Source organism: Pseudomonas spartinae (assembly GCF_965197125.1).
GTDB lineage: Bacteria > Pseudomonadota > Gammaproteobacteria > Pseudomonadales > Pseudomonadaceae > Aquipseudomonas > Aquipseudomonas composti_A.
In genome coordinates, this window is the sequence record NZ_CBDAMB010000002.1 from 1 (window position 1) to 12,052 (window position 12,052).

A 12,052-nucleotide genomic window follows, 5' to 3' on the forward strand; every position below is an offset into this window, starting at 1 on the left:
AATGGGCCTATGCCCGCAGCTACGACACTTCACAGCAGCGAGCAGCGCACCTGCTGCCCTGGCTGCATCACTACAACTGGCACCGACTGCACGCCAGCCTCGGATACCTGCCCCCGATCAGCAGAGCGCCGCTTCCACTGAACAACGTACTGGGTTTACACAGCTAGCCGATGATCGCAAGCTGGCCGACGCCGCCTTCTGGAGCCCGGCGCAGGCCGCCTTCCTGCGCGAGGAAATTCTCGAGGATGCCGACTGGGCGGAAGTGGTCGACCAGCTCAACGTGCGCCTGCGCGGCTAGGACGTCCCAGGCCTCGCAGAGGCCAGGCCGCACACCCGCGATTCAGCCTGAGCCGGTCATCTCGCGCCAGGTCAGGTACATGCGCAGATCGAATTCGATCTGCGCATAGCCCGGCAGCATGTGGTCGCACAGCTTGTAGAACGCCTTGTTGTGGTCGCTCTCTTTCAGGTGCGCCAGCTCGTGCACCACGATCATCTGCAGAAAGGCCGGCGCCGCATCGCGAAACAGCGAGGCGACGCGAATCTCCTTCTTCGCCTTGAGCTTGCCGCCCTGCACCCGCGAGATCGCCGTGTGCAGCCCCAGTGCGCGGTGCGTGAGGTCGAGGCGATTGTCGTAGAGCACCTTGTCGATGGCCGGCGCGTTCTTCAGGTGCTCCTGCTTGAGCGCCATCACGTAGCCGTAAAGCGCCTTGTCGCTCTGCACCTCATGCCGGCCCGGATAGCGCTGCGCCAGGTAGTCGCCCAGCCGATCATCGGCGATCAGCTGACGAACCTGCTGCTGCAAGGCCACCGGATAACCCTGTAGATACTTCAACGCTACGATCCCGTCTTCATCAGGACCGCCAGTGTAACGGATGCCAGGCTATTCGCTGGGCACCACGCGCAACAGGCGCCCCTGCGGGTTATCGGTGAGCAGATAGAGCGCGCCGTCGGGCCCACTGCGCACATCGCGAATCCGCTCGCCCAGCTCTTCGAAGAGAATTTCCTCCCCCGCCAGCATGCCGTCACGCACCCGGATGCGTCGCACGCTGCGCTCGGCCAGGGTGGCCACGAACAGGTCGCCCTGCCAGTCGGGGAAGCGCTCGCCGCGATACAGCGTCAGGCTCGACGGCGCCACCGACGGCGTCCAGTGCAGCAGCGGCGCGGTCAGCCCCGGCAGCTCGGTGTAGGGGCTGATACGCGCGCCGGTGTAGTCGATGCCGAAGGTTGCCAGCGGCCAGCCGTAGTTGTTGCCGGCCTCGATCAGGTTGAGTTCGTCCCCGCCGCGCGGCCCGTGCTCGTGGCTGTACAGGCGCTCGTGCTCGGCATCGAAGAAGATGCCCTGCACGTTGCGATGGCCGAGGCTGTAGATCTCCGGCGCAGCGCCTTGCTGGCCGACCAGTGGGTTGTCCGACGGCACGCTGCCGTCGCGGTTGAGGCGCACGATCTTGCCCAGGTGGTTGGCGGGGTTCTGCGCCTGCTCACGCCAGTCGAAACCGTCGCCCAGGGTCAGCACCAGGGTCTTGTCGGCGAGAAAGGCGATACGTCCACCGTAATGCGCGGCCCCGGCCTTGAGCGGCTGGGCGGTGAACAACACCTCGAAGTCACGCAGCTCGTCATCCACCAGGCGTGCCCGGGCCAGACGGGTGTTGTTGGCCTCCGGCGAGCCGTGCGCATAGGTCAGATACAGCCAGCGGTTTTCACCGTAGTCCGGGTCCAGTGCCACCTCCATCAGCCCGGCCTGGGCAGCGATGAACGCTTCGGGCAGGCCCGCCACCGGTTCGGGGTCGACACGGCCATCGGCTTCGACGATACGCAAACGCCCGACACGCTCGGTGACCAGCATGCGCCCATCGGGCAGAAAGGCCAGCGCCCAGGGATTCTCCAGCCCCTCGCTGAGGGTTTCGACACGGTAGTCCAGGGCCAGCAGCGGCGTGCTGACCAACAGGGCGCCGAGCAGCAGCGCGCGAGAGCATCTCAACATGGATAGCGCCTTGTCACAGGGAGTCGGAAGAAGTCGGCTGCACCCGGTAGCGCACACGCCGGCCGAGCAGACCGAACAACAGCGCACCAACGCTGCCGCAGGCCATCAGCCCGAGCGTACCGAAGGGGTCGCGGTCGGCAGCGATCAGGGTCGGCATCGGCGCCAACGCATTGGCCAGGGCCAGGGCCGTCCAGATCGCGGCCGCACCAGCCAGCACGAAGATCAGCCAACGCAACGCCGGCATGCGCCGCGCCAACCCGGCTGCCAGCGGCAAGGCGAGAAGAAATCCCAATGCACTGAGCAAGGCGAAAGTCGGGGCGAAACCGAGCAGATCCAGGCACGTGGTGCCGACGCGCACATCCAGCGGCATCGGCGCACCCAGCGCCTGCAGCGCGGCAAGGTTGGTCTGGGTCTGGAAGATCGAGGCAAGCAGCGAGGCCAGCAACACGGCGAGGATGAAAGCGAGCAACAGGCGCGGCTTGCTGGACATGGAGGGCAGTTCCCGGAACGACAGTGCACGAATTATGGCGCACCCCACCGGCCGTTATGCCCCAGGTGTTTTACAGGGTTTTACCTGTGACGGACGGCGCACCAGCCGCGCCAGTTAGGACTGCGCAGCGGAGCGAAAACGCCAATGATAATGACTTTATATTGGCGCCAATAATACGACAGACGGTTATCAGGCTTTCACCCGGGCTGCCGTTATAGAGCGCGCCACGAGCACACCCACCGCTCGTGACAGCCACCTTCTCGCTCGCGCGTCACTGGCCGGAACGCCAAGTAAGCCGTTACTGACTCCTGGATGAGATGCGCCCCGACAGAAGTTTCCGTCTTTCAGGAGCTTTGAACATGATCGAACTCGCCATGTGGAACCTCAGCATCCCGGTCGGCGTCCCCGCGACCACCATCGAAACCCGAGTTCTGGCTGGTGGCTATCAGGACCACTACTTCCAGTCCAAGGATGGCGCCATCTTCTTCTGGGCGCCGGTCAATGGCACCACCACCGAAAGCGCCAAGTACCCCCGCTGCGAGCTGCGTGAGACCTATTCCGATGGTCGCCTGCGCAACTGGACCTATCCGAGCGCCGATCATTTCCTGCGGGCCGCCCTCAGCGTCAACCAGGTGCCCTCGACCGGCAAGATCGTCATTGGCCAGATCCACGCCTACCAGAGCTCGATGCCGCTACTCAAGCTGGAGTACCAGTACAAGACCAAGACCGCCAGCGGCAACATCGTCGCCAAGGTGCGCATGACACCGACCGCCGAGATTCAGACGATCACCGTAGTCAGCGGCATCGTGCTCGGTCAGGCGTTCAGCTATGCGATCAACCTCAAGCCCGACGGCACCCTGGTGATCGACCTTGACAGGACCCGTTGGAGCACCCGCCTGGATTCCTCCTGGGCGGCAAAACCGCTGTACTTCAAGGCCGGCGTCTACACCCAGGACAACACCGGCTACGAAACCGAAGCCGGCGCCGCCCGTTTCGACCAGTTGAGCATCGAACATCGCGCGCTACTCAGCGCAGCGCCCTGAGCCCCGAACGCCAGGCATGAAAAAGCCGCGACGCTTGCGCAGTCGCGGCTTTCAGCTGAGCGCTGCAGGCCTGCGCCCGCCGCGGATCAGTTGACCTTGGCGTTGAGCTCGCCGCTGGCGTAGCGCTGGAACATGCCTTCCAGGGACACCGGCTTGATTTTCGAGGCGTTTCCGGCAGTGCCAAAGGCTTCGTAGCGCGCAATGCAGATGTCACGCATGGCAACGATGGTCTTGGCGAAGAACTTGCGCGGGTCGAACTCGCTCGGGTGCTCGGCCATCATGCGGCGGATCGCGCCGGTGGAGGCCAGGCGCAGGTCGGTGTCGATATTGACCTTGCGCACGCCGTGCTTGATGCCTTCGACGATTTCCTCGACCGGCACACCGTAGGTTTCCTTGATGTCGCCGCCGAATTCGTTGATCACCTTCAGCCATTCCTGCGGAACGGAGGAAGAACCGTGCATCACCAGGTGGGTGTTGGGGATGCGCTTGTGGATTTCCTTGATGCGCTCGATGGAGAGCACGTCGCCGGTTGGCGGCTTGGTGAACTTGTAGGCGCCGTGGCTGGTGCCGATGGCGATGGCCAGCGCATCGACCTGGGTAGCCTTGACGAAGGCAGCGGCTTCTTCCGGGTCGGTCAGCAGTTGGCTGTGGTCCAGCACACCTTCGGCGCCAACGCCGTCTTCTTCTCCGGCCATACCGGTTTCCAGGCTGCCCAGGCAACCCAACTCGCCTTCGACGGAGACACCACAAGCGTGGGCGAAGGCCACGGTCTGCTGGGTCACGCGAACGTTGTAGTCGTAGTCGGCCGGGGTCTTGCCGTCTTCCTTGAGCGAGCCGTCCATCATCACCGAGGAGAAACCCAGCTGGATGGAGCGCTGGCAGACGTCAGGGCTGGTACCGTGGTCCTGGTGCATGCACACCGGGATGTGCGGGAATTCTTCGATGGCAGCCAGGATCAGGTGGCGCAGGAACGGCGCACCGGCGTACTTGCGGGCACCAGCGGAGGCCTGGACGATGACCGGCGAATCGGTCTTGTCGGCGGCTTCCATGATGGCGCGCATCTGCTCGAGGTTGTTGACGTTGAAGGCCGGCACGCCGTAGCCGAATTCGGCGGCGTGGTCGAGCATCTGGCGCATGCTGATAAGTGCCATGGTGTCACTGTCTCCCAATTTGGAGTTCGTTAGTCGTGCAAGCCTGCCGCAGGGGCCGACGTTGTTCAAGTTTCGTCGAGCCGGGGCCTGCGCCCACAGCTCGTCTCGGCATCGCCGAAGGTGTTACGGAGCCTTGCAGCCGCGGCCGATCAGGTCATCGGTGGCGGTCCAGTAGACCAGCCCTTCCTCACCCTTGGTGTGGAAGGACAGGCGCCCGTCGCTGTACAGCGCGCCGGATGCAGCAGGTTCCTGGGTCAGGCGGTGGACGATGTCATCGCCACCCAGGCGCACATCCACCTGGTCGGCGCTGCCATTGGCAAAACGCCACAACACCTCGGCCTGGCTGTCGCACACCCAGCGATTCCACTGATCCGACACCTGCGGCTGACTGCTGCAGGCCGCAAGCAACAGAGCGCTAGCAGCGAGCCCCGCGAGTCTGATCCCGATCATTGTTTCTCCTCGTCAGCAACGCTGTTCCGGCGCTGGGCCAGCGGACTGGCCAGTGCTTTCATCAACACGTTGATCATCCTGAGTGGTCGGGGTTTCGATCTGCGCAGGGCTGAATACCTCGCAGGCGGCCTCCCGACCACCGCTGGCACAACCGGCCAGCAACATACCAATGACGCTCAAGGCGGCTAACTTGTCCATGACACGACTCCTTGTTCGATGATCCGGTTTTCTACAGACCACCCGTTCGCGTCAGGGTTTAATCAGCCAGGGCGCAGGGTGAGTCGCTTCACCCTAGCAGGCCTTTACTTGGCGCGCTGCTCCAGCACTTCCACGGCCGGCAGCACCTTGCCCTCGACGAACTCGAGGAAGGCACCACCACCGGTGGAAATGTAGGAAATCTTGTCGGCTACGCCGTACTTGTCGATGGCCGCCAGGGTATCGCCACCACCGGCGATGGAGAACGCCGGGCTTTCGGCGATGGCCAGGGCCAGGGCCTTGGTGCCGTTACCGAACTGATCGAACTCGAACACCCCGACCGGGCCGTTCCACAGGACGGTCTGCGAAGCCTTGAGCATCTCGGCGAACTGCTTGGCGGTCTGCGGGCCGATGTCGAGGATCATGTCGTCCTCGGCCACGTCCTTGACCGCCTTGACGGTGGCTTCGGCGTCTTCGGCGAAAGCCTTGGCCACTACCACGTCGACCGGCAGCGGCACGCTGACCTTGGCCGCGATGGCCTTGGCGGTGTCGACCAGATCGGCCTCGTACAGCGACTTGCCCACCGGCAGGCCGGCAGCGGCGAGGAAGGTGTTGGCGATACCGCCACCGACGATCAGCGAGTCGCAGATATCGGCCAGGGAGTTGAGCACGTCGAGCTTGGTCGACACCTTGGAGCCGGCGACGATGGCCAGCATCGGCCGGGCCGGCTTGTCCAGAGCCTTACCCAGGGCATCCAGCTCGGCGGCCAGCAGCGGGCCGGCGCAGGCCACCTTGGCGAACTTGGCCACGCCATGGGTCGAACCCTGGGCGCGGTGGGCGGTGCCGAAGGCGTCCATCACGAACACGTCGCACAGGGCGGCGTACTGCTGGGCCAGCTCATCGGTGTTCTTCTTCTCGCCCTTGTTGAAGCGTACGTTCTCCAGCAGCACCAGCTCGCCGGCCTTGACCTCGACACCGCCGAGGTAGTCCTTGACCAGCGGCACGTCACGACCGAGCGCCTTGCTCAGGTAGGCCGCGACCGGCGCCAGGCTGTCTTCCTCGCTGTAGACGCCCTCTTCCGGGCGGCCCAGGTGCGAGCAGACCAGCACGGCTGCGCCCTTCTCCAGCGCCAGCTTGATGGTCGGCAGGGAGGCGAGGATGCGCGCGTCGCTCTTGACCACGCCATCTTTCACCGGGACGTTGAGGTCTTCGCGGATCAGCACGCGCTTACCAGCGAGGTCGAGTTCGGTCATCTTCAGAACGGTCATAGATTCAGTCCTTCACGGAGCAGGATTGGCTTTATTGGCTTGCAGGAGAAAATGTTCGGCGACATCGAGCATGCGGTTGGCGAACCCCCACTCGTTGTCGAACCAGGCCAGCAGGTTGACCAGGCGCGGGCCGGACACGCGGGTCTGGCTACCGTCGACGATGGCCGAGTGCGGATCATGGTTGAAGTCGCAGCTGGCGTGCGGCAGCTCGGTATACGCCAGCAGCCCCTTGAGCGGGCCGCTGTGCGCCGCCTGTCGCAGCACGCGGTTGATTTCCTCGGCAGAGGTGTCGCGCGCGGTCTGCAGGGTGATGTCCAGGCAGGAGACGTTCACCGTCGGTACGCGAATGGCCTTGGCCTGAATACGCCCGGCCAACTCCGGCAGCAGGCGCTCGATACCACGCGCCAGGCCGGTGGACACCGGGATCACCGACTGGAAGGCCGAGCGCGTGCGGCGCAGGTCTTCGTGGTGGTAGGCATCGATCACGGGTTGGTCGTTCATCGCCGAGTGAATGGTGGTAATGGAGACGTACTCCAGACCCACCACCTCATCGAGAAGTTTCAACAGCGGCACGCCGCAGTTGGTGGTACAGGACGCATTCGACACCAGCCGCTCGCTGCCCGTCAGGCCATCCTGATTGACGCCATAGACGATGGTGGCGTCGATATCCGCCTCGCTGGCCATCGGCTGCGACAGCAGCACGCGCGGCGCACCAGCGTCGATGAAACGCTGCGCCTGGTCACGGGTTACGTACTGCCCGGAGCATTCCAGCAACAGATCGATGTCCAGCCCAGCCCAGTCGATACCCTCGGGTTCGCTCTGGCGCAAGACCTTCACGCAGTCGCCGTTGATATGCAGGCAGTCGCCATCGACCTTCACCTCGCCGGGAAAACGCCCGTGGGTAGAGTCGAAGCGGGTCAGGTATTCGATGCTGGCCTGGTCGGCCAGATCGTTCAGCGCGACGATTTCCAGGCCCGCGGCATTGCCACGCTCGTGCAGCGCACGCAGCACGCAACGGCCAATGCGGCCGTAGCCGTTGAGGGCGACACGATAAGGGCGATTGGACATGGGCGGTCTCGTATGATCCGTAGGGTGGATCGCGCTTCATCGATCCACCGTCGGTGTAACGGCGGGTGAAAACAGCGTCACCCGCCCTACGGCGTCGCTCTCGCTTAGGCGTCGAGCAGTTCTTCGGCGGTGCCGACCACGTTGTCGACGGTGAAGCCAAACTCCTCGAACAGCGCCGGAGCCGGGGCCGACTCGCCGAAGCTGGTCATGCCGATGATGCGACCTTCCAGACCGACGTACTTGTACCAGTAATCGGCGTGCGAGGCCTCGATGGCGATGCGCGCACCGACCTGCAGCGGCAGCACGTCCTGCTTGTAGGCGGCGTCCTGCTGGTCGAACACGCTGGTCGACGGCATCGATACCACGCGCACCTTGCGACCGGCGGCAGTCAGCTTGTCGTAGGCGGCAACGGCCAGGCCGACTTCCGAACCGGTGGCGATCAGGATCAGCTCCGGCTCGCCGCCGCAGTCCTTGAGCACGTAGCCACCGCGCGCGACGTCAGCCAGCTGCTGGGCATCACGCGGCTGGTGCGGCAGGTTCTGGCGGCTGAACACCAGGGCGCTCGGGCCGTCGGCGCGCTCGATGGCGTATTTCCAGGCCACGGCGGACTCCACGGCATCGGCCGGACGCCAGGTGTCGAGGTTCGGCGTGCCACGCAGGCTGGCCAGCTGCTCGATCGGCTGGTGAGTCGGGCCGTCTTCGCCCAGGCCGATGGAGTCGTGGGTGAACACGTACAGCACGCGTTTCTTCATCAGCGCGGACATGCGCACGGCGTTGCGCGCGTATTCCATGAAGATCAGGAAGGTCGCACCGTAGGGCACGAAGCCGCCGTGCAGGGCGATACCGTTCATGATCGCGCTCATGCCGAATTCGCGCACGCCGTAGAACATGTAGTTGCCGGAAGCGTCTTCGGCAGACACACCCTTGCAGCCCTTCCACAGGGTCAGGTTGGAGCCGGCCAGGTCGGCGGAACCGCCGAGGAACTCCGGCAGCAGCGGACCGAAGGCATTCAGCGCATTCTGGCTGGCCTTGCGGCTGGCGATGGTTTCGCCCTTCTCGGCGACGTCCTTGATGTAGGCGGCGGCTTTCTCGGCGAAATCGGCCGGCAGTTCACCGGCAATGCGGCGCTTGAACTCGGCAGCCAGCTCGGGGAAAGCGGCGGCGTAGGCAGCGAACTTGTCGTTCCAGGCGGCTTCGGCGGCAGCGCCGGCGGCCTTGGCGTCCCACTCGGCGTAGATCTCGGCAGGAATTTCGAACGGGCCATGGTTCCAGCCCAGCGCGGCGCGGGTCAGAGCGATCTCGTCATTGCCCAGCGGCGCGCCGTGGCACTCTTCCTTGCCGCCCTTGTTCGGCGAACCGAAGCCGATGGTGGTCTTGCAGCAGATCAGGGTCGGCTGATCCACGCTCTTGCGCGCGGTCTCGATGGCCATCTTGATCTCTTCGGCATCATGGCCGTCGACGTTGCGGATCACCTGCCAGCCGTAGGCTTCGAAGCGCTTCGGCGTGTCATCGGTGAACCAGCCCTCGACTTCACCGTCGATGGAGATGCCGTTGTCGTCGTAGAAGGCGACCAGCTTGCCCAGGCCCAGGGTACCGGCCAGCGAGCAGACTTCATGGCTGATGCCTTCCATCATGCAGCCGTCACCGAGGAACACGTAGGTGTTGTGGTCGACGATAGCGTGGCCTTCACGGTTGAACTGCGCGCCCAGCACCTTTTCGGCGATGGCGAAACCGACGGCGTTGGCGATGCCCTGGCCGAGCGGGCCAGTGGTGGTCTCGACGCCTGGGGTGTAGCCGTACTCTGGGTGGCCCGGAGTCTTGCTGTGCAGCTGACGGAAGTTCTGCAGATCGTCGATCGACAGGTCGTAACCGGTCAGGTGCAGCAGCGAGTAGATCAGCATCGAACCATGGCCGTTGGACAGCACGAAGCGGTCACGATCGGCGAAGTTCGGGTTGCTCGGGTTGTGCTTGAGGAAGTCGCGCCACAGCACTTCGGCGATGTCCGCCATGCCCATGGGGGCACCGGGGTGGCCGCTGTTGGCTTTCTGCACAGCATCCATGCTGAGGGCACGAATGGCATTGGCTCGCTCACGACGGCTGGGCATCGCTGAATCTCCTACGGGGGCTGCTTCTGAATGAAGGGGGCGAAAAAAGGGTGCCATTTTCGCCCAGCCGGGCCCCGTGGGGCAATGACAGATAGTCGTAGAGCGCAAATCAGCTGGTTTGCTCGCTCAGAACGCTCACCGCAGGGCTGCCCGGCCCGCCCAGGCACGGCGCCTGGAACAACTCGCCATGCCAGACGCCGGCGAGCGTGCGACTGAACACCAGCGCCCACACGGCGGCCAGCTGGACAGCCAGCACCAGCCCGACCAGAGCGAAGAAGGCCAGCCCGGTCAGCGCCTGCAGCTCGAAGGTCGCCAGGGCGAACACTCCCAGCGGGAAGGTAAAGCCCCACCAGCCGAGGTTGAACGGCATGTTGTCGCGGATGTAATGGCGAGTGAACAGGGTCGCGATCACCAACCACCAGAGCCCCGCGCCCCACAGCGCCAGGCCGCCGATCAGGCCAAGATCGCGGGCCAGCTCGGCGGCACTGACCAGAGGCGTACCGGCGAAAGCCAGCGGCGCTGCCTGGCCCATGCTCAGCAGCCCCAGGCAGCCGGTGGCCAGCGGCCCCAGGGGCAGCCAGCTGGTAGCGGCAAAGTCGGTATCCGGCAATTTGTGCAAGGCCAGGCGCAGCAGCACCAGGGTGATCAGCGAGAAGGCCAGCGACAGCGACAGCCCCCACAGCACGAACCCCACCACCAGCAGTTGCTGCGCAGCCGCTGCGTCCAGGTGCGGCGCCAGCGCCCCCGCCGAGCTGGCGACCACCTCGGGTGCGACGATAGGTAGCAGCCAGACTGCGGTCAGTTTTTCCAGCGCATGATGCTGCCGGGTGAACATCAGATAGGGCACCAGCAAGGCACCGAGCAGCGCCAGCCCCGCATTCAGCCACCACAGGGCATGGGCCAGCGCATAGACGCCGTCACCCCAGCGCGGCACGCCGAACAGCAACAGCCCCTTGATCAGCACCGCCAGGCCCATCGGGATGGCACCGAGGAACATCGACTGCACCGGATGCAGCAGCATCGGCCAGACGGTGTCGCCAAACAGCGCCAGGCGCAGCAGGAGCAGGAGGCTGAACAGGGCGAACAACGCCACGGCGAAGAACCACAACCCTTCGGCCAGCATCGCCAGGGCTGGCAGCTGCCAGGGCAGATGGCCGATCACCAGCGCCAGCACACCGGTCCCCATGGTCATGGCGAACCAGTTGGGCGTGAAGTGACGAATGAAGGCGAGCGGCTCGGGCAGGCGACTGAAAGGGCGCAGCATGAATCGAGTTGTCCCGTGAGATGAGTGACAGCTCAAGGTTAAGAATTGGCTTGCCATATGAAAAATACATATTCAGCATCTAATGAATGCCTTTTGTTTATGCATGCTCATGAACCTTCATCACCTCAAAGTCTTCCTTGCCGTGGCAGACGCCGGCAGCATCAGCGCCGGCGCCGAACGCCTGCATATCAGCCAGCCTGCGGTCACCCGGGAGATTCGCGACCTCGAGGCCAGCCTCGACCTGCGCCTGTTCGACCGCCTGCCGCGAGGCGTACAACTGACCGAAGGCGGGCTGCGCCTGCTCGACTACGCCCAGCGCATCTTCAGCCTGGAACGTGCCGCCGAACGTGATCTGCGAGACTTCGCCCAACTCGAGCAGGGCGAACTGCACCTGGGTGCCAGCGCCACGCTCGGCTCCTACCTGCTGCCCCCCCTGCTCACCCGCTTTCGCGCCCTGCACCCACAGATATTCGTCAGCCTGGAAGTGAGCAATACCGACGTGGTGACCCGGCAACTGGACGAAGGCCGCATCAGCCTCGGTTTCGTCGAAGGCCCCTTCGCACACGCCGACTATGCCCATCGCCTGCTGGCGCGCGACGCCCTGCTCCCGGTGGTTGCGCCGCACCACCCGCTGGTCGCCAGCCCTAGGCTCATGGCAGTGCAACTGCAGGACTACCCGCTGTACATGCGCGAGCCGGGCTCCGGCGCACGCGTCAGCATCGAACAGGCCTACCACGCACACGGGCTCGAACCCCGCGCGGGCATGGCCATCGGCAGCACCGAGGCGCTCAAACGCCTGCTCGCTGACAGCCAGGGCATTGCCTGGCTGTCGCAGCGGGTGGTGGAGCGCGAACTGGCCAGCGGCGAACTGCGCCATCTGCCCGTCCAGGACCTGCAGATCGAGCGCGAGCTGCATGTCCTGTGGCGCCTGGGCGCCAGCCTGAGCCCGGCCCCTGCGGCATTTCTCGAGCTGAGCCAGGCGTCGGAATGACAGCAATACCAATATCAAAACTTTTTGATATTGGTATTGCTGTATG

The 12,052-nt window shown here is 64.6% G+C and carries 13 protein-coding genes and 1 pseudogene; 4 read left to right on the plus strand and 10 right to left on the minus strand.

The features are described 5' to 3' along the window. A partial coding sequence (locus ACN8M7_RS03810; RefSeq protein ID WP_490260286.1) for an integrase core domain-containing protein occupies positions 1 to 167 on the plus strand: 167 nt, incomplete at its 5' end. Further along, positions 164 to 298: pseudogene (locus ACN8M7_RS03815) on the plus strand (DUF2789 family protein); the annotation flags it as partial. The gene ACN8M7_RS03810 and the pseudogene ACN8M7_RS03815, both read left to right, overlap by 4 nt. Before the next feature lie 42 nt (positions 299 to 340). On the opposite strand, the gene ACN8M7_RS03820 reads toward ACN8M7_RS03815, so the two are convergent. Genes ACN8M7_RS03820 through ACN8M7_RS03830 form a run of 3 tightly spaced genes read right to left on the minus strand, consistent with a single transcriptional unit; the run spans position 341 to position 2,471 of the window. Next, the gene (locus tag ACN8M7_RS03820) at positions 341 to 841 is read right to left on the minus strand and encodes a YgjP-like metallopeptidase domain-containing protein (protein WP_490260287.1); all 501 of its coding nucleotides are present in this window, start codon (positions 839 to 841) and stop codon (positions 341 to 343) included. Positions 842 to 880: 39 nt separating this feature from the next. Continuing rightward, positions 881 to 1,981: a PQQ-dependent sugar dehydrogenase gene (locus ACN8M7_RS03825; protein ID WP_490259835.1), complete on the minus strand. Its 1,101-nt coding sequence runs from the start codon at positions 1,979 to 1,981 to the stop codon at positions 881 to 883. 13 nt (positions 1,982 to 1,994) lie between these two features. Beyond that, the gene (locus tag ACN8M7_RS03830) at positions 1,995 to 2,471 is read right to left on the minus strand and encodes a hypothetical protein (RefSeq protein WP_490259836.1); all 477 of its coding nucleotides are present in this window, start codon (positions 2,469 to 2,471) and stop codon (positions 1,995 to 1,997) included. A gap of 359 nt (positions 2,472 to 2,830) precedes the next feature. On the opposite strand from ACN8M7_RS03830, the gene ACN8M7_RS03835 reads away from it, so the two are divergent. Next, positions 2,831 to 3,514, plus strand: coding sequence for a polysaccharide lyase family 7 protein (locus ACN8M7_RS03835; protein WP_490259837.1), 684 nt, complete (start codon positions 2,831 to 2,833; stop codon positions 3,512 to 3,514). Between the two features lie 86 nt (positions 3,515 to 3,600). On the opposite strand, the gene fba is transcribed toward ACN8M7_RS03835, so the two are convergent. The 7 genes from fba to ACN8M7_RS03870 form a co-directional block, all read right to left on the minus strand. Beyond that, positions 3,601 to 4,665, minus strand: coding sequence for a class II fructose-bisphosphate aldolase (fba, locus tag ACN8M7_RS03840; protein WP_490259838.1), 1,065 nt, complete (start codon positions 4,663 to 4,665; stop codon positions 3,601 to 3,603). Between the two features lie 123 nt (positions 4,666 to 4,788). Then, positions 4,789 to 5,115, minus strand: a complete 327-nt coding sequence (locus tag ACN8M7_RS03845; protein WP_061238513.1) for an MliC family protein — start codon at positions 5,113 to 5,115, stop codon at positions 4,789 to 4,791. A 12-nt stretch (positions 5,116 to 5,127) separates the two neighbouring features. Continuing rightward, complete coding sequence (locus ACN8M7_RS03850) at positions 5,128 to 5,313, minus strand: hypothetical protein (protein WP_061238514.1); 186 nt, start codon at positions 5,311 to 5,313, stop codon at positions 5,128 to 5,130. Between the two features lie 104 nt (positions 5,314 to 5,417). Further along, on the minus strand, positions 5,418 to 6,578 hold the full coding sequence (locus ACN8M7_RS03855) for a phosphoglycerate kinase (protein WP_490259839.1): 1,161 nt from the start codon (positions 6,576 to 6,578) through the stop codon (positions 5,418 to 5,420). 12 nt (positions 6,579 to 6,590) lie between these two features. Next, the gene (gene epd / locus ACN8M7_RS03860) at positions 6,591 to 7,646 is read right to left on the minus strand and encodes an erythrose-4-phosphate dehydrogenase (RefSeq protein WP_490259840.1); all 1,056 of its coding nucleotides are present in this window, start codon (positions 7,644 to 7,646) and stop codon (positions 6,591 to 6,593) included. Positions 7,647 to 7,750: 104 nt separating this feature from the next. Beyond that, a complete protein-coding gene (gene tkt / locus ACN8M7_RS03865; RefSeq protein ID WP_490259841.1) occupies positions 7,751 to 9,751 on the minus strand; it encodes a transketolase in 2,001 nt (666 codons plus the stop codon). Positions 9,752 to 9,860: 109 nt separating this feature from the next. Then, positions 9,861 to 11,015, minus strand: a complete 1,155-nt coding sequence (locus ACN8M7_RS03870; protein WP_490259842.1) for a TDT family transporter — start codon at positions 11,013 to 11,015, stop codon at positions 9,861 to 9,863. 109 nt (positions 11,016 to 11,124) lie between these two features. Here ACN8M7_RS03870 and ACN8M7_RS03875 point away from each other — a divergent pair, with 109 nt between their 5' ends. Continuing rightward, the gene (locus tag ACN8M7_RS03875) at positions 11,125 to 12,006 is read left to right on the plus strand and encodes a LysR family transcriptional regulator (RefSeq protein WP_490259843.1); all 882 of its coding nucleotides are present in this window, start codon (positions 11,125 to 11,127) and stop codon (positions 12,004 to 12,006) included. The last annotated feature ends 46 nt before the right edge of the window (positions 12,007 to 12,052 follow it).

Coding starts and splice junctions, on each gene's coding strand:
- ACN8M7_RS03870 (WP_490259842.1), bottom strand. CDS start 11,015: ATGCTGCGCCCTTTCAGTCGCCTGCCCGAGCCGCTCGCCTTCATTCGT.
- epd (WP_490259840.1), bottom strand. CDS start 7,646: ATGTCCAATCGCCCTTATCGTGTCGCCCTCAACGGCTACGGCCGCATT.
- ACN8M7_RS03855 (WP_490259839.1), bottom strand. CDS start 6,578: ATGACCGTTCTGAAGATGACCGAACTCGACCTCGCTGGTAAGCGCGTG.
- ACN8M7_RS03850 (WP_061238514.1), bottom strand. CDS start 5,313: ATGGACAAGTTAGCCGCCTTGAGCGTCATTGGTATGTTGCTGGCCGGT.
- ACN8M7_RS03830 (WP_490259836.1), bottom strand. CDS start 2,471: ATGTCCAGCAAGCCGCGCCTGTTGCTCGCTTTCATCCTCGCCGTGTTG.
- ACN8M7_RS03875 (WP_490259843.1), top strand. CDS start 11,125: ATGAACCTTCATCACCTCAAAGTCTTCCTTGCCGTGGCAGACGCCGGC.
- fba (WP_490259838.1), bottom strand. CDS start 4,665: ATGGCACTTATCAGCATGCGCCAGATGCTCGACCACGCCGCCGAATTC.
- tkt (WP_490259841.1), bottom strand. CDS start 9,751: ATGCCCAGCCGTCGTGAGCGAGCCAATGCCATTCGTGCCCTCAGCATG.
- ACN8M7_RS03835 (WP_490259837.1), top strand. CDS start 2,831: ATGATCGAACTCGCCATGTGGAACCTCAGCATCCCGGTCGGCGTCCCC.
- ACN8M7_RS03825 (WP_490259835.1), bottom strand. CDS start 1,981: ATGTTGAGATGCTCTCGCGCGCTGCTGCTCGGCGCCCTGTTGGTCAGC.
- ACN8M7_RS03845 (WP_061238513.1), bottom strand. CDS start 5,115: ATGATCGGGATCAGACTCGCGGGGCTCGCTGCTAGCGCTCTGTTGCTT.